Raw genomic sequence first — 15997 nt, forward strand, 5'->3', positions numbered from 1 at the left:
GGCCCGGAGGACACCGTCCGACGGGTCCCTGTCCTGCCCTCCGGGGTATTCTGGCCGCCACATGAAGTCGCCCACAGCACTCCTGCGCACGCTCCCTGCCGGGACCCTTCTCGTCGGGGCCGGGGTCGCGGCGAACGCCGGCGCCTCGTACATCTTCCTGGCCCTGGCCGGGCGGACGCTCGGCCATGACGACATGGCCCAGATCTCCGTGCTGTGGTCGGTGATCGCCTTCGCGGGGATCGGGCTGTTCTTCCCCGTCGAGCAGGAGCTGACCCGGGTGGTGGCCGCGCGGACCGCCTCCGGGCTGGGTGCGGGACCCGCCATCCGGCGCGGGATACTCACCGCGGCGGTGATGCTGGCCGTGGTCCTGGCCGCGCTGGCCGCGGCCTCCGGCCCGTTGGCGGATCTGCTCTTCGACGGCGACCGGTGGATGGTCGCGGTCCTGGGCGCGGCCTTCGTGGGCTGGGCCGCGCAGCACACCGCGCGCGGCATCCTGGCCGGGTACGGGGACTTCCGCTGGTACGCCGTCCAGCTGACCGCGGACGCGGTCCTGCGGGTGGGTTCCGCGGTCGCGCTGCTGGCCGCGCACGGCTCCTTCCTCGCCTTCGGCCTGGCGATGGCGCTGGCCCCGCTGCCCGCCGTGCTCCTGTGCCTGCCCGCGATGCGCCGGGCGTCCCGGCCGGGACCGGCCGCGGAGCCGGCCGAGATCCACAACGGCTTCGCGGTGCTGGTCGTGTCCACCACGCTCATGCAGGCCGTGGCCAACGCTCCGGTCGTCACCGCCAAACTCCTCGACCCGGACAACGCCCCGCTGATCACCGCCCTGGTCTCGGCGCTCATCCTCGTGCGGGTTCCACAGTTCCTGGTCAGCTCGATGCAGGCGTCCCTGCTGGTGGAACTGACCGGACGGCACACCGCCGGCGACAAGGCCGGCTTCCTGCGCACCCTGCGCGGCAACCTGCTGATGGTGACGGCCCTCGGAGCCGGCTGGGCGGTCGTCTGCGCGGTGATCGGCCCCACCCTGAACGAGACGGCCTTCCACGCACCACCGGCCCTCAACTCCCTGGACTTCGGCCTGCTGGGTCTCGGCGCGGTGGCCCACCTCGCGGCGATCGTGCTCAGCAGCGGCACCCTGGCCACCGGCGGCCACCGCATGCTGTGCGTCGCCTGGACGATCGGGGCCCTCGCGCTGGGAAGCGCCCCGCTGCTGCCCGGCGGCACGGCGCTGCAGGTGGAGCTGTCGTACGCGATCGCCGCCGGCACCGCCGCCGTCGCTCTGCTGTTCGGACTGCGCGCGGGTCTGCGCGATTTCGACCGGCCCTTCGATCCGACGACCCGGACGCTCGTCGGGGACGCCGAGACCATCGGTACCGTCAAACCCGGGTGAGCCGGACCACATTCGACCGGTGAACGGCCGACGACACTCCGAAGAACTTCACAGTCTTGTCACAGCGACCCGACGATCGGACAGCATCGGCAGAGTCGGCTGCCGGACGCCTGTACGGTCGCTGGACCATGAATGTGCGCCGTATCATCCTTCTTTTGTGCGCCCTCGGCGCCATCATCGCCATAGCTGTCCCGGTCGTACCCTACGTCCTGGACCACACGCGCGATGCGGTCGCCGCGTCCGTGCCGGAGACCGGTGCCGCCCCGCACAAGGCCGCCGAAGTCGCCCCGCCGCCCCGGCAGTCGACCGGTGACTTCTCGGTCTCCAAGGAGAACGCCCTGCCCGGCACCCGTGCCTGGGAGGTGCGCAACCCCGGCCCGCAGAACGCGATCGAGGGATACGCCGACCATGTGAGCGTGACGTCCGGTCAGTCCTTCGACCTGTATGTGTCGACCACGTCCAGCAGCTTCGATGTCCAGGCCTTCCGGATGGGCTATTACGGCGGGAAGCAGGGCCGGTTGGTCTGGGCCTCGAAAGCGGTACGCGGCCGGGCACAGCCCCCCGCCGTGGTCGTACCGGGCATATTCATGGCGACCGCCCCGTGGAAGCCGTCCCTGTCCGTCAGCACCAAGGGCTGGCCCGAGGGCGACTACCTGCTGAAGCTCACGTCGAAGAAGGGCAACCAGCGGCACGTCCCGATCACCGTCCGCTCGACCTCGACCGAGGGCCGGACGGTGTTCGTCAACGCGACCGCCACCTGGCAGGCGTACAACTCGTGGGGCGGCCACAACATCTACGGGGGCGCCCCCGGCCCGCGCTCCTACGCCGAACGCGCCCGCAAGGTGAGCTTCGACCGCCCCTACGACCGGGGTGGCAGCGGCCAGTTCCTCTGGCACGAGCTGCCCATGCTGGTGACGGCCGAGAAGCTGGGCCTGCGGATGGCCTACGTCACCTCCTCGGAGCTGGACGGCATGCCCCAGCTGTTCAAGGGCGCCCGGTCGCTGATATTCCCCAGCCATGACGAGTACTGGTCCGGGGCGATGCGGGACACCGCGGCCGGCGCACGCGACGCCGGCACCAACATGGCCTTCTTCGGAGCCAACAACGTCTACCGCCACGTCCGCTTCGAGTCCTCGGCCCTGGGCGACCAGCGCGTCGTGACGTGCTACAAGGACCCGTCCGAGGACCCGATGGTGCTCACCGACCCGAACCAAACGACGCAGCAGTGGCGCCTGCCGCCGAACCCGCGCCCGGAGATCTCCCTCCTCGGCGTCCAGTACGAGTGGCTCGGCGTGACCGCGCCGTACGTCGTCACGGACGCGAACAGCTGGGTCTACGCGGGCACCGGCGCCAGGAACGGTTCGAAGTACCCCGGCCTGGTCGCCGTCGAGTACGACAAGCTCTTCGCCGGGCCGGAGGTGCCGCGCCCGATCCAGGCCCTCTCGGACTCACCCGTCACGCTGGGCACCAAGCAGAGCTTCTCCAACTCCACGTACTACACGACGCCTTCGGGCGCGGGCGTCTTCTCCAGCGGCACGCTCGGCTGGACCTGCACGGTCAACAACGACCGGTGCTCCTACCGCGTGCCGCAGAGCTCCGTGAAGTTCGCCCGCAAGGTCAGCGAGAACATCCTGACGGCGTTCCAGGCCGGCCCCGCCGCCGCGAAGCACCCGGCGGTCGACAACTACGACCTCTACGCCAGGCAGCCCGTCGGCTTCTCGTACGTGCACTGACCCCGCTACGCCGGCTGGGCGAACGTTCCCGCCGCGACCGCCGCCTCCAACTCGTCCCGCCAGTCGGCCATCGCCGGGAGCCCGGCGGCGGCCCAGCGGTCGTGGCCCAGCACGCTGTAGGCCGGGCGCTTGGCCGGGCGGACGAACCTGTCGGCCGTGGTGGGACGGATCCGGTCGGGATCGAGCCCCGACAGCTCGAACGCGGCACGGGCCAGGTCGTACCAGGTGGCCTGGCCGGAGGCCGTGCCGTGGTACGCGCCGGCCGGCGCCTCGCCGGCGAGCGCGGCACGGCCCAGCTCGGTGAGCCGGACGGCCAGCGCGCGGGCCCAGGTGGGCTGGCCGAGCTGGTCGTCGACGACGTCGAGCGTCTCGTGGGTGGCGGCGAGCTTCAGCATGGTCGCGACGAAGTTGCGGCCGTGGGCGCCGTACAGCCACGCGGTGCGGACGATGTAGCCGGTCTCGGGCAGCAGCTCGGCGACCGCGAGTTCACCGGCGAGCTTGCCGCGGCCGTACGCGTTGACCGGCCCGGTCGGGTCGTCCTCGCGGTACGGCTCCTTGGCGTCGCCGGGGAAGACGTAGTCGGTGGAGACGTGGAGGAGCAGCGCGCCCGCCGCGGCGCAGGCGGCGGCCAGGTGGCGCACCCCGTCACCGTTGACGACGGAGGCGGCGGCCTCGTCGGCCTCCGCGCCGTCAACGTCCGTCCAGGCGGCCGCGTTGACCACGACGCGGTGGCCACGGACCGCGGCGAGCAGCGCCGCGGGGTCCGTCAGGTCCAGGTCGGACCGGGTGGCGGCGGTGACGGCCGCGGCCGGGTCCCCCGCGAGCGCCGCCACGACCTCCTGGCCGAGCATGCCGCCGGCCCCGGTCACCAGCCAGCGGGTGACTCCCGCGGTGTCGGCGCTCATGACAGCGCCGCCTTGGCCTTGAGCGGCTCCCACCAGGACCGGTTGTCGCGGTACCAGGCGACGGTGTCGGCGAGGCCCTGCTCGAAGCTGATCAGCGGCTCGTACCCGAGCTCGGCGCGGGACTTGCCGATGTCCAGGGAGTAGCGCAGGTCGTGGCCCTTGCGGTCCTCGACGTACTCGACCATGTCCCAGCCGGCGCCGCAGGCTTCCAGCAGCCGGCCGACCAGCTCCTTGTTCGTCAACTCCGTGCCACCGCCGATGTGGTAGACCTCGCCGGCCCTGCCGCCCTGCAACGCGAGCGCGATGCCCCGGCAGTGGTCGGAGACGTGCAGCCAGTCGCGGATGTTGCTGCCGTCGCCGTAGAGCGGGACCTTCCTGCCGTCCAGCAGGTTCGTCACGAAGAGCGGGATCATCTTCTCGGGGAAGTGGTGGTGCCCGTAGTTGTTGGAGCAGCGGGTGACCACCACGTCCATCCCGTGCGTGCGGTGGTAGGCGAGCGCGATCAGGTCGGAGCCGGCCTTCGCCGCGGCGTACGGGGAGTTGGGCGCGAGCGGCCAGTCCTCGGTCCACGAGCCCTCGCTGATCGACCCGTACACCTCGTCCGTGGACACGTGCACGAAGCGGCCGATGCCGAGCCGGTGGGCGGCGTCCAGCAGGGTCTGGGTGCCGAGCACGTTCGTGGTGACGAACGCGGCCGCACCGGTGATCGACCGGTCGACGTGCGATTCCGCGGCGAAGTGCACCACCGCGTCATGGCCGGGCAGGACCGAGTCAACGAAGTCAGCGTCGCAGATGTCGCCGAGCGCGAACCGGTATCCGGGCAGGTGGGCGACCGGAGCGAGATTCTCCGGATTTGCCCGCGTAGGTGAGTTTGTCCAGTACGGTGACGGAGGCGGTCTCGAGACCCGGCATCTCCCCTGACAGGACTGCGCGGACGAACTGCGAGCCGATGAATCCAGCGCCACCGGTAACAAGAATGTTCATGAGTGCCAGAGTCCAGTCAGGCCCCCTACTGGGGGGCGGCGTAAGATGGTTTGCTTCGCCGTAACTCTAGCCGTTACCCGAGTGCGGAGGCGGTGCCGAGCAGTTTTCGGCCGTCTGCCAGCGGAGAAAGTGGAATCAACATGCGTGGTATCCTCCTCGCCGGCGGGACCGGGTCCCGGCTGTGGCCGATCACCAAAGCGGTCTCCAAGCAGCTGATGCCGGTCTACGACAAGCCGATGGTCTACTACCCGCTGTCGACGCTCATGATGGCGGGAATTCGCGACATACTGCTCATCACCACCGAGCAGGACCAGGAGCAGTTCCGCCGGCTGCTGGGCGACGGCTCGCAATTCGGCATCAATATCGAATACCGCATCCAGCCGAATCCCGGCGGAATCGCTCAGGCATTCCAGATCGGTGCGGACTTCATCGCCGGCGAGCCGGTGGCACTCATTCTCGGTGACAACATCTTCCACGGCGCCGGCCTCGGACGGCAATTGCAGGACCACCGTTCACCTGATGGTGGCGTGATCTTCGCTTACCAGGTGAAGGATCCCACCGCGTACGGCGTCGTCGAGTTCGACGAGCACGGCAACGTCCTGTCGATCGAGGAGAAGCCGGAGCGCCCGAAGTCGCGCTTCGCCGTCCCCGGCCTCTACTTCTACGACAGCCAGGTCGTGGACATCACCAACGGCCTCAAGCCCAGCGCGCGCGGCGAACTGGAGATCACCGAGGTCAACGCCACCTATCTGCAGCAGGGCAGGCTCCGCGTCTCGGTGCTCGACCGCGGCACCGCCTGGCTGGACACCGGCACCTTCGACTCCCTTGTCCAGGCCTCGGAGTACGTCCGGGTCATCGAGGAGCGGCAGGGGCTGAAGCTCGGCTGCGTCGAGGAGACCGCCTGGCGGATGGGGTTCATCGACGACGAGCAACTGCGCGCCCTGGCCGAACCGTTGCTGAAGAGCGGCTACGGCGACTACCTCGTCAACACACTCGCCCTCGAAGAGGACCTCCCGCGATGAACATCCGACCGCTGTCCTTCCACGGCGCCTGGGAGATCACCCCCCAGCAGCACGGCGACCCGCGCGGCCTCTTCCTGGAGTGGTACCGCTTCGACAAGCTGGAGGCCGAGGTCGGCCACCCGATGCGGCTCGCGCAGGCCAACATGTCCGTGTCGTCGAAGGACGTCGTGCGCGGCATCCACTTCGCCGACGTGCCGATGGGCCAGTCCAAGTACGTGACGTGCGTACGCGGCGCGGTCCTCGACGTCGTGGTCGACCTGCGCGTCGGCTCGCCGACCTTCGGCCGGTGGGAGGGCGTCCGCCTGGACGACGTGGACCGCCGGGCCCTCTACATCGCGGAGGGCATGGGCCACGGCTTCTGCGCCCTCAGCGACGACGCGACCCTCTCGTACCTCGTCTCGGACGTCTTCCGTCCCGACAAGGAGCACGGGGTGCATCCGCTCGACCCGGAGCTCGGCATCGACTGGCCGACCGGCGCGCCCCAGCTGTCCGCCCGTGACGCGGCCGCGCCGAGCCTCGCGGAGATGCGGGAGGGCGGCCGGCTGCCGGACTTCGACGTCTGCCAGGCCCACTACAAGGAGCTGGGCGCCGGCGCCTGACCGGACGGGACCCGGGGAAGTCCGGGGCACCGCGCGTCAGGCGAAGACGACCGTGCGGTGCCCGTTGATCAGGACCCGGTGCTCGCTGTGCCACTTCACCGCGCGCGCCAGCGCCTGGCACTCGACGTCACGGCCGATCGCCACGAGCTGCTCGGGGGTGACCTCGTGCCCCACCCGCTCGACCTCCTGCTCGATGATCGGCCCCTCGTCGAGGGCCGCCGTCACGTAGTGCGCGGTCGCACCGATCAGCTTCACCCCGCGCGCGTGCGCCTGGTGGTAGGGCTTGGCGCCCTTGAAGCTCGGCAGGAACGAGTGGTGGATGTTGATGATCCGGCCGGGCAGCCGCTTGCACAGGTCGTCGGAGATGACCTGCATGTAGCGGGCGAGCACCACCAGGTCGACGCGCTCCGCCTCGACCAGCTCCAGCAGCCGCGCCTCGGCCTGGTCCTTGGTGTCGGCGGTCACCGGGATGTGGTGGAACGGGATGCCGTAGGAGCCGGCGAGCTCCTCGAAGTCCGTGTGGTTGGAGACCACGGCCGCGATCTCGACGGGCAGCGCGCCGATCCGGGTGCGGAACAGCAGGTCGTTCAGGCAGTGCCCGAACTTGCTGACCATGAGGACGACCCGCATCTTCTGGTCCGCCGCGTGCAGCTGCCACTCCATCTGGAAGGCGCCGCCGATCGCCGCGAAACTCGCCCGCAGCTTGTCGAGGTCCACCGGCGGATCCGCCGTGAAGTGCACGCGCATGAAGAACAGCCCGGTGTCCTGGTCCCCGAACTGCTGGCTGTCCACGATGTTGCAGCCGGTCATGAGGAGATAACTCGACACGGCATGCACGATGCCCGGCTTGTCGGGACAGGACAGCGTCAGCACATATTGCGGCTCGTTCACCGGGTCAGCCTCGCATACCCGGCGGGCCGGACGGCGCGGCTGTCCGTCAGGCGGTACGCGTGTAGATCGCCAGGACGTCGAGGGAGCGCGGCGGCGCGTCCACGTCGTCCCCGTCGGCCGTCGCCAGCTTGACGTGGGCCTCGCGGGCGGCACGGACCGCCTCCGGCCAGGCATGGTGCTCCAGGTACGTGCTGACCGGCGCGTCCGCGCCCACCTGGTGCAGGATCTTCAGCACGCGCAGCACCGCGACGTCGACGAGCGCGGCCTCCTGCGAGTCGCGGAAGATCGTCCCGACGTACTTCTCGGCGGACCAGTTGTCGAGCCAGGTGTCCTCGACGAGACGGTAGACGGCGTCGGTGACGTCGCCGAAACCGGGCACCCCGGCGAGCCAGCACTCCTGCTGGAACACCGGGTCGCTGATCATGTGCAGCGCCGAGCGCACATTGCTGCGCCAGCGCCACCAAGGCATGTCATTGAGCGGCATGCCCCCCATCGTGGAGGAGCGGGCACCGCGACGGGAAGTCTTCTCCGGAGTCTGCACGGTGACCGATCGTACGTTCCCTCGAATCCGCACCGGTAATTCACCTGAACGTGACGGTGCGTTCTCTTATGGTCACCCGGGCGTTGGGCCCGGAACGGAAGCGTCCATGTTCATGACTGAGCGGCGTTCGCGCATGGCTGTCCTGTTCGCTGTAACGACGACCTGCGCGGCGCTGATCAGCGGCTGCGGTGCGCTGCCGGGGAGCGCGGGGGGCTCCCCGGGCCCCGTGGTCGTCATGACCTGGGCCCCGGACGGAACGAAATCAACCAACATGCCCGGAATGCCCGCCATGGCGCAGGCATTCGCGGCCCACATCAACGACGTGGGCGGGCTGAACGGCCACGAGCTCAAGGTCATCACCTGCAACGATCACAACGACACGGTCGAGGCCGCGAAGTGCGCGCAGCGCGCGCAGGATGAGGGCGCGGTCGCCGTCATCGGCTCGTACAGCGAACACGCGGGCAACTTCACCTCCGCCCTGGAGTCGGCGAGCATCCCGTACATCGGGGGTTACGGGCTCACCCAGGAGGAGTTCCAGAGCCCGATGTCCTACCCGGTCAACGGCGGCCTGCCGGCCCTGCTGACGGGCAGCGGGAAGCAGCTGGCCGACTCGTGCTCCAAGGTCAGCCTGGTGCGGCCGGACACCATGGTCGGAGACCAGTTCCCGCTGTTCCTCGACGCCGGCCTCAAGGCCGGCGGCCGGCCCGCGGCCACCGACCTGCCGACGGCCGACGACTCCACCGAGTACACCGGTGTCGCCCAGCGGGCGATCGGCAGGGCCCCCACCGGCTCGTGCGTGTCGGCCGTGCTCGGCGACCGCACGGACACGTTCGTGGACTCGTTCCGCCGACTCGGCGACGACGTGCCGAAAGTGCGGCTCGCCTCCGTGATCGGCAGCGTCCAGCAGTCGCTCATCAACAGCACGGGCGGCACGAGCAGCCCGCTGGAGAACGCGTTCGCCACCGGCTGGTACCCGCCGACCTCGGACCCCAAGTGGGACGAGATGAAGGCCGTCGTGAAGAAGTACGCCTTCGGCGACAACCGGATCGACGTCGCCGACCCCGGCGTCCAGACCACCTGGGTCGCCTACTCGGTCTTCGCCGAGATCGTCCGCGCGATGGGTGACGAGGCGGTCACCTCGATGACGCTCAAGCGCGCGCTGGACAAGACGACCAGCATCTCGACCGGCGGCCTCACCCCGGACCTCGGCTGGAGCAACGACAACATGCTCCCGGTGCCGGGCCACCCCAGGATGGTGAACGCGAAGGTCGTCTACCAGGTCGTCCGCGACGGGCAGCTGGTCGCCGCCCGCCCCGGATTCGTCGACATGGCCGCGACCCTCGCCCGCCCGGTGAACCAGGACGGGCGCTAGGCCGTGTCTGGATCAGAGCTGCGAGTACTCGCGCTCGGTCAGGCCGTGCTGCTTCGCGATCCCGTTCCAGACGCGCACGGCGCGCTTCTTCTGGGTCGTCGCGACGCCGCTCTCGTGGTCACCCACCGACTTCTGCGGGGTGCCCTTCGCGTGGCCGCCCTTGCAGACCTTGCCGTCGCTCACCGCCTGGTCCGCCCAGGACGCGTACGCGTTGTCGGCGGCGGCGGACGCTGCCCACGCCTTGTTCAGCGCCTCGGTCAGGTCTCCGTGCTGCGGCAGCTTGTCCACCTGGAGGGCCGCGAGGCGGGTGACGAGTGAGCCGCGCTGGCCGGCCGCCGCGCGCAAGTCGTTCGCCGCCTGGGGCAGGTTCTTGCAGGACTTGATCGACTCCACCGCGCTGACCACGGAGGAGCGGCTGCTGCCGCTGTCCTTGAGCAGGGCGTCCAGGGCCTTCGCCTGCTGCGTCACCGCGTCGTCACCGGCGGCTCCCGGCTGCGAGGACGCCCCGGTCGACGCCGGCGGCTTGGTCGTCGCGGCCGAGTCCTTGCCGTCGCCGCCGCCGCCCATGCTGAGCACGGCGCCCGCGGCCAGTCCGGCCAGGGCGCAGCCGCCGACGACGATGCCGATCACCGCGCCGCGCGAGAGCCGGCGACGCGATCCGCCACCGCCGCCGTTCGCACCGTCATAGGGGTCGGCGTGGCCAGGGGCGGGCGCCGGAGCCGGCGGTGCGACCTGGGCCCGGTACTGCGGCTGGCGGGCCGGCTCCGGCCTCGGCTGCTGCGGGGGGCCGTCCTGCCGGTACAGGTGGTCGTAGTCGCCCGAGGGGGCGGACTGCGGCTCCTCGTACGACCGGTCGTACGAGGGCGCTCCCTGCGGCTGGTCGTGCGAGGGCTCGTCGAAGATCGAGAGTGACAGGTGCCGGGTGGCCTCCGCCTCGCTCTCCTCGGGGTACCCGCCGGGCCCGGTCCCGGCCCCGAACTGCTCGGGCGGGAACTGTCCGGGGGTGTAGGACCCGGGCGTGTAGGGCTCCGGCGCGTACGGCTCGGGCTGGAACGGCGCGGGGGCGAAGGGCTCCGGGGCGAACGGCTCCGGCGGCGGGGTCGAGCGCGGGTACGGGGGCAGGAACTGGGTGGCGTCCGCCTCCGGCACCGGTGCGGCGGCGGCCGCGGGCGGCGTGGGCGGCATCGCGGGGGCCGGCGGGGTGGCCTGCGGGTACGGCGGGAACATCATCGTCGCGTCCGCCCCGCCGCCGGCCTCGGGCGGCAGCGGCTGGGCGGCGCTGGGCGCCTGGTTCCACGGCTGTCCGCCGGCGGGCCGCACGCGGTCGTCGTAGTGCTGCGGCGGCTGCACCACACCCCTGTGGGGCTCGGGCGCTCCCGGGTTCTGCCGGTACTGATCGTCCGGCGTCTCGTCGCCGTGTCCGCTGTGCATCGCCGGCACTCCCGCCTCTACCCCTCGTCGGACCCGTCATCGGACTCGACGGCTCACGCTACCGGGTCAGCCTGAGAACCCACCACGCACCCGATCGGGTGAGGGCCGGACATGTCCGGGTTGACGACGGGGAAGGGTCGAATGGCGAGGTTTCAGCCGTCTCTTGGGCCGCCCCGCACGGCGATGTCGTTCCGGTAACGATTCCGGCGGACGGTCCTTCCGCCGGTATCGCGAACGCCCGGGCCGTGCGGTCGGCGCGCCCTCGGGTGCGACGTTCCAGGTCCGCCGGGCGCTACGCCGCGACCTCCTGCTCCTGCAGACAGGCGCCGAACTCCCGTACCGAGGGCTCCGCCCCGTACGGTTCGAGGCGGCGGCGGAAGCCGTCGAGGTACTCGGCACCGCGATGCGAGCGCAGCCCCGACAACAGGGCGACCGCCTCGGTGCCCGTGTGGCAGGCCTGTTCGACCTCGCGCTGCTGAACCTGGGCCTCCGCGAGGAGGAGCAGGCCGATCGCGCGGCGGCGCACCCTCGTCACGGGGTGGCCCGCGAGGGACTCCTCGGCGCGCCGGGCGGCCGGGGCCGCCTGGCCGAGGTCGCGGTGGCCGTGCGCCAACTCGTCCGCCAGGTAGGCCTGGTCGAAGTGGGCGATCCAGTCGGGATCGTCGTCCGCGTCGGAGTGCTCCAGCGCGTCGACGGCCTGACCGGCCACGGAGGCGAACGTCCGGGCGTCGCCGAGCAGCGCGTGCCCGCGGGCCTCCGCGGCGTAGAACATCGCCTGCGCGGTGGGGGTGACCTGCCCGCGTGCGCCCTCCTGCGCGGCCCGCGCGAGTTGGGCGATCTCGCGCGGATTGCCGAGCGTCTCGGCGAGGTGGCTCATCCCGGCGGCCAGCACGTATCCACCGTAGGCACGGTCGCCCGCGGCCTGCGCGAGCCGCAGCGCCTGGATGTAGTAGCGCTGCGCGAGCCCCGGCTGGCCGGTGTCGACGGCCATGTACCCGGCGAGCTCGTTCAACCGGCGCGACCACCGAGAAGAGCTGACGCCCGGTCGCCTCCCGGTACGAGCCGGCCAGCAGGCCCGACACGACGCTGTTGAGGTAGTGCACGACGACCGGTCGCACATGGCCGCTGCCGAAGCGGTGGTCCAGGTCGACCAGCGCCTTCGTCATGGCCCGCACCGCTTCCACGTCCGCCTTGCCGACCCGTGAGCCGCCCGAGCGCGCGACGGCGGGGTCGGGCCGGGTGATCAGCCAGTCCCGGCTGGGCTCGACGAGGGCCGAGGCGGCCACCGTCGACCCGCTGAGGAAGTCCCGGCGTCCGACGTCGCTGCGCCACAGCTCGCAGACCTGCTCGATCGCCCCGACGACGGTGGGCGCGAAGTGCAGCCCGATTCCGGTGGCGAGGTTCTTGCCGTTGGCCATGCCGATCTCGTCGATGGAGACGGCCCGGCCCAGCTTGCGGCCCAGCGCCTCGGAGATGATGGCCGGTGCCCGGCCCCGCGGCTGCTGACCGCGCAGCCAGCGGGCGACGGACGTCTTGTCGTACCGCAGGTCGAGGCCGTGTTCGGCCCCGCACATGTTGACCCGGCGGGCCAGTCCGGCGTTGGAGCAGCCGGCTTCCTGGATGAGCGCCTGCAGCCGTTCGTTCGGCTGCCGCGCCACCAGTGGTCGTGCGGCCATGTCGTGCCCCTCCTTCGTCGCGGTACCTCGGGCGTGCGCCCGGTGTTCCGCCCCCCTGGGTGACTCCGGCGATCTTCGATAGAAGATCAATGCCCAGAGCACGTGACGTGGATTCGCCGTTTTCACGGCTTTTATTCCTGGGCGTACGTCACCGCGCCCACCAGGGGCTACCCGCATCCGGGCCCTCGCCCTCGCACGCGCCCCCCGCCATACACCCGTGCGCCCGCGATGAGCCTCGCCCCCACCCCGTAACCCTTGGTGACGGAGGTAGTTGTGCAGCGCGTGGAAGACACCATCGGAGCCCCCCCGCAGCAGCTCACCGACCAACTGCTCGACACAGCGGTCCGATACGCGGAGGAGCGGCACTGGGACGTGCTGCCCGGCTCCTGGCTGGAGGACGAAGGCGCCGGGACGCGCTGCTCGTGCGGCTCCCCCGCCTGCCCGGCGCCCGGCGCGCACCCGACCCGCCCCGACTGGCCGACCCAGGCCAGCGGCAGCGCCGTCGCGGTGCGCCGGATGTGGTCCACGCAGCCGCGCGCCTCGATCCTGCTGCCGACCGGACGGACCTTCGACGCGATCGACGTCCCCGAGGTGGCCGGCTGCCTCGCCCTCGCCCGCATGGAACGCATGGAGCTGCCGCTGGGCCCGGTGCTCTGCACCCCCAACCGGCGGCTGGTCTTCCTGGTGCTGCCCGGCGCCTCGGTCAAGGTCCCCGACCTGCTGCGCAAGCTGGGTTGGCCGCCCGCCTCCCTGGACCTGCTGGTCCGCGGCGAGGGCGATTTCATCGCCTCCCCGCCCACCCGCACCGGCACCGGCGGCTCCGTGCAGTGGGCGCGCCGGCCCACCCCGCTCAACCGCTGGCTCCCGGACGTCGAGGAGTTGCTGAGCCCCCTGGCGTACGCGTGTGGCCGCGAGGCGGCGGCGAGCCGGGCCCGTTAGGGCCCGTCAGGGCCTGCTCTAGGCTTCCCCGTGGATCAGCGGTCTCCACGGGGAAGGACGGCGCAACGTGCCGAAGACATTCGAGCCGGACGCACCGGACGAGGGCGCGCCGGATCAGGGCTACGCCGTCAGCGTCCACAGCCTGTGGAAGAGCTTCGGCGAGCAGGTGGCCGTGGCCGGCATCGACCTCGAACTCCCGGCCGGACGGTTCATCGGCCTGGTCGGCCCGAACGGCGCAGGCAAGACCACCACGTTGTCCATGGTCACCGGCCTGCTCCGCCCCGACGACGGCACCGTTCTGATCACCGGCCATGATGTCTGGGCCGACCCCGTCGCCGTGAAGTCCCGGATCGGCGTGCTCCCCGAGGGGCTGCGGCTCTTCGAACGCCTGTCGGGCCGCGAACTCCTCGCCTATACCGGCCGGTTGCGCGGGCTGCCCGGCGCCGAGGTGGACAAGCGCGCCGCGCAACTGCTCGACGTCCTCGACCTCTCCGCCGCGCAGAACAAGCTGGTCGTCGACTACTCGACGGGTATGCGGAAGAAGATCGGACTGGCCGCGGCCCTGCTCCACAACCCCGAAGTACTCTTCCTCGACGAGCCCTTCGAGGGCGTCGATCCCGTCTCCGCGCAGGTCATCCGTGGTGTCCTGGAGCGCTACACCCGCTCCGGCGCCACCGTGGTCTTCTCCTCGCACGTCATGGAGCTCGTGGAGAGCCTCTGCGACTGGGTCGCGGTGATGGCAGCCGGCCGCATCGTCGCGCAGGGTCCGCTCGCCGATGTGCGAGGCGGGGCGGCCTCCCTCCAGGACGCGTTCCTGTCGCTCGTCGGCGCCACCGAACGCGGCGGCCAGGACCTCGACTGGCTGGGCGGCGCACGATGAACGCGCCCCTCGCCGGGGCCGCCCCATCCATCACACCGGTCTTCATCCGCCTCAAACTCGCCATCATCCGTAACGGGCTGCGACAGTCCACCGGCCGCACCATCGGCTGGATCGTCGGCGTCGTCTTCGCGGTGCTGTACGCGCTGGCGATGGGCGTCGGGATGATCGCGCTGCGCGACAGCGAATACGGGCCGGCGGCCGCCGTCGGGCTCGCCGTCGTCCTGATCATCGGCTGGGCCGTCATGCCGCTGTTCCTCTTCGGCGGCGACGACACCCTCGACCCCACCCGCCTCGCCATGCTGCCGCTGCGCCCGCGGCCGCTGATCACCGCCCTGCTGATCTCATCGCTGCTGGGCGTGGGACCGGTCTTCACCGTCGTCGTCACGGCGGGCGCGGTGTCCGCACTGGCGGGCAACGCGATCTCCATCGCGCTCGCGGTCGTCGCCGTCGTCCTCGTGCTCCTGCTGTGCGTGGCGCTGTCGCGCGCCGTCGCCGCCGCCAACACGCGTCTGCTCACCAGCCGCAAGGGCCGTGACCTCGCGCTGCTCAGCGGCCTGTTCGTGGCGGTCGGCGCACAGCTCGTCAACCTCGGCGCCAGCTCGCTCGCCTCGTCCGACGGCCTGGAGCGCGTCAAGTCCCTGGCCTCCGTGCTCCGCTGGCTGCCACCCGCCCCCGCGATCGACGCGGTCCGTGCGGCGGCCGAGGGCTCCTACGGGCTCGCCGCCGCCGAACTCCTCTACGTCGCGGCCGTGCTGGCCCTGGTGCTCCGCTGGTGGCACCACAGCCTGTACCGGCTCATGGTCACTCCCGACGCCTCCACCCTCCAGGCCGCGGAGAAGGAGGCCGGAACGGGCGGCGGCCGGCTGGCCGCGCTGCTGCCCGGCGGCCGCACCGGCACCGTGATGGAACGGCAGTTCCGCTACGCCTGGCGCGACCCGCGTTCCAAGGCGGCCTGGGCGACGGCGCTGGCCGTCGGGCTGCTGCTGCCGATCGTGGCCGCCGTCCAGCACGGCAGCATCTACTCGGCGTGCTGGGCCGCCGGGCTCCTCGGCATGCAGATGTACAACCAGTTCGGCGTCGACGGCTCAGCGTTCTGGACCGTCGCCTCCACCATCTCCACCCGCGCCGACGCCCACGCCGAACTGCGCGCCCGCGCGCTCGCCCTGTCGACCGTGGCCGTCCCGTACGTCACGATCGTCACCGTAGGCGCGGCCCTGCTCCTCGGCCGTCCGGCCGCCGTCCCCGAAACCCTGGGCCTGTCCTTCGCCCTCCTGGGCGCCCTCATCGCCGCCGGCGCCTTCGCCAGCGTCCGCTTCCCGTACGCCCTCCCCCAGGACAACCCGTTCGGCAGCTCGGCGCCCGGCCAGGGCGGCCTCGCCGCCATCAGCCTCTTCGGCGGCGGCCTCACCGGCGCGGCCTGCTGCCTGCCGATGGTCGGTCTGACGATCTACCTGCACGTCTCCGACCACCACGCGTACCTCTGGGTGCTGCTCCCGCTGGGCGCCCTCTACGCCGTGGCCCTGGCCGCCGCCTCCCTCCGCTTCACGGCCCCCCGGCTGCTCAACCGCCTCCCGGAGATCCTGGCGGCGGTGGCGAAGGGCTGACGGGGCGGGACCCGGCTCGGCAAGGCGGCCGCG

12 protein-coding genes and 2 pseudogenes are annotated in these 15997 nt (G+C 71.5%); 8 read left to right on the forward strand and 6 right to left on the reverse strand.

Annotation, left to right across the window (positions count from 1 at the left end; genetic code table 11):
- Nucleotides 1–61: 61 nt before the first annotated feature.
- Nucleotides 62–1387 (forward strand): hypothetical protein, encoded by a 1326-nt coding sequence (locus tag M2266_RS15155; protein WP_277438680.1) that lies wholly within the window; start codon nucleotides 62–64, stop codon nucleotides 1385–1387.
- A gap of 128 nt (nucleotides 1388–1515) precedes the next feature.
- Nucleotides 1516–3120, forward strand: a complete 1605-nt coding sequence (locus tag M2266_RS15160; RefSeq protein WP_277438681.1) for a N,N-dimethylformamidase beta subunit family domain-containing protein — start codon at nucleotides 1516–1518, stop codon at nucleotides 3118–3120.
- Between the two features lie 5 nt (nucleotides 3121–3125).
- Here the strand turns inward: M2266_RS15160 and rfbD are convergent, their stop codons facing one another.
- Nucleotides 3126–4025, reverse strand: coding sequence for a dTDP-4-dehydrorhamnose reductase (gene rfbD, locus M2266_RS15165; RefSeq protein WP_277438682.1), 900 nt, complete (start codon nucleotides 4023–4025; stop codon nucleotides 3126–3128).
- Nucleotides 4022–5009 (reverse strand): annotated as a pseudogene (gene rfbB, locus M2266_RS15170) (dTDP-glucose 4,6-dehydratase). The gene rfbD and the pseudogene rfbB overlap by 4 nt, the downstream one beginning before the upstream one ends.
- 140 nt (nucleotides 5010–5149) lie before the next feature.
- On the opposite strand from rfbB, the gene rfbA reads away from it, so the two are divergent.
- Nucleotides 5150–6031 (forward strand): glucose-1-phosphate thymidylyltransferase RfbA, encoded by an 882-nt coding sequence (gene rfbA, locus M2266_RS15175; RefSeq protein ID WP_277438683.1) that lies wholly within the window; start codon nucleotides 5150–5152, stop codon nucleotides 6029–6031.
- Nucleotides 6032–6033: 2 nt separating this feature from the next.
- Nucleotides 6034–6630 carry a dTDP-4-dehydrorhamnose 3,5-epimerase gene (gene rfbC, locus M2266_RS15180; RefSeq protein ID WP_277441216.1) on the forward strand — a complete coding sequence of 199 codons (597 nt, stop codon included), beginning with the start codon at nucleotides 6034–6036 and terminating at the stop codon, nucleotides 6628–6630.
- Between the two features lie 36 nt (nucleotides 6631–6666).
- On the opposite strand, the gene purU is transcribed toward rfbC, so the two are convergent.
- Both purU and M2266_RS15190 read right to left on the reverse strand, forming a co-directional pair.
- Nucleotides 6667–7521 (reverse strand): formyltetrahydrofolate deformylase, encoded by an 855-nt coding sequence (gene purU, locus M2266_RS15185; protein WP_277438684.1) that lies wholly within the window; start codon nucleotides 7519–7521, stop codon nucleotides 6667–6669.
- 46 nt (nucleotides 7522–7567) lie between these two features.
- Complete coding sequence (locus M2266_RS15190; RefSeq protein ID WP_187145299.1) at nucleotides 7568–8014, reverse strand: hypothetical protein; 447 nt, start codon at nucleotides 8012–8014, stop codon at nucleotides 7568–7570.
- Between the two features lie 181 nt (nucleotides 8015–8195).
- Between M2266_RS15190 and M2266_RS15195 the strand changes: the two genes are divergently transcribed.
- Nucleotides 8196–9434, forward strand: coding sequence for an ABC transporter substrate-binding protein (locus tag M2266_RS15195; protein ID WP_277438685.1), 1239 nt, complete (start codon nucleotides 8196–8198; stop codon nucleotides 9432–9434).
- A 12-nt stretch (nucleotides 9435–9446) separates the two neighbouring features.
- On the opposite strand, the gene M2266_RS15200 is transcribed toward M2266_RS15195, so the two are convergent.
- Nucleotides 9447–10865 (reverse strand): hypothetical protein, encoded by a 1419-nt coding sequence (locus M2266_RS15200; RefSeq protein ID WP_277438686.1) that lies wholly within the window; start codon nucleotides 10863–10865, stop codon nucleotides 9447–9449.
- A 292-nt stretch (nucleotides 10866–11157) separates the two neighbouring features.
- Nucleotides 11158–12541: pseudogene (locus M2266_RS15205) on the reverse strand (transcriptional regulator).
- 282 nt (nucleotides 12542–12823) lie between these two features.
- Between M2266_RS15205 and M2266_RS15210 the strand changes: the two are divergent.
- From M2266_RS15210 to M2266_RS15220, 3 genes are all read left to right on the forward strand, one after another.
- Nucleotides 12824–13480, forward strand: coding sequence for a bifunctional DNA primase/polymerase (locus M2266_RS15210; protein WP_277441217.1), 657 nt, complete (start codon nucleotides 12824–12826; stop codon nucleotides 13478–13480).
- 142 nt (nucleotides 13481–13622) lie between these two features.
- Nucleotides 13623–14360, forward strand: a complete 738-nt coding sequence (locus M2266_RS15215; protein ID WP_277441218.1) for an ABC transporter ATP-binding protein — start codon at nucleotides 13623–13625, stop codon at nucleotides 14358–14360.
- A complete protein-coding gene (locus M2266_RS15220) occupies nucleotides 14357–15964 on the forward strand; it encodes a transporter (protein ID WP_277438687.1) in 1608 nt (535 codons plus the stop codon). The genes M2266_RS15215 and M2266_RS15220 overlap by 4 nt, the downstream gene beginning before the upstream one ends.
- Nucleotides 15965–15997: the final 33 nt, after the last annotated feature.

Origin of the sequence: Streptomyces sp. SPB162 (assembly GCF_029504575.1) — a bacterium.
Lineage (GTDB): Bacteria > Actinomycetota > Actinomycetes > Streptomycetales > Streptomycetaceae > Actinacidiphila.

Coding starts and splice junctions, on each gene's coding strand:
- M2266_RS15155 (WP_277438680.1), top strand. CDS start 62: ATGAAGTCGCCCACAGCACTCCTGCGCACGCTCCCTGCCGGGACCCTT.
- M2266_RS15160 (WP_277438681.1), top strand. CDS start 1,516: ATGAATGTGCGCCGTATCATCCTTCTTTTGTGCGCCCTCGGCGCCATC.
- rfbD (WP_277438682.1), bottom strand. CDS start 4,025: ATGAGCGCCGACACCGCGGGAGTCACCCGCTGGCTGGTGACCGGGGCC.
- rfbA (WP_277438683.1), top strand. CDS start 5,150: ATGCGTGGTATCCTCCTCGCCGGCGGGACCGGGTCCCGGCTGTGGCCG.
- M2266_RS15190 (WP_187145299.1), bottom strand. CDS start 8,014: ATGGGGGGCATGCCGCTCAATGACATGCCTTGGTGGCGCTGGCGCAGC.
- M2266_RS15195 (WP_277438685.1), top strand. CDS start 8,196: ATGGCTGTCCTGTTCGCTGTAACGACGACCTGCGCGGCGCTGATCAGC.
- M2266_RS15200 (WP_277438686.1), bottom strand. CDS start 10,865: ATGCACAGCGGACACGGCGACGAGACGCCGGACGATCAGTACCGGCAG.
- M2266_RS15220 (WP_277438687.1), top strand. CDS start 14,357: ATGAACGCGCCCCTCGCCGGGGCCGCCCCATCCATCACACCGGTCTTC.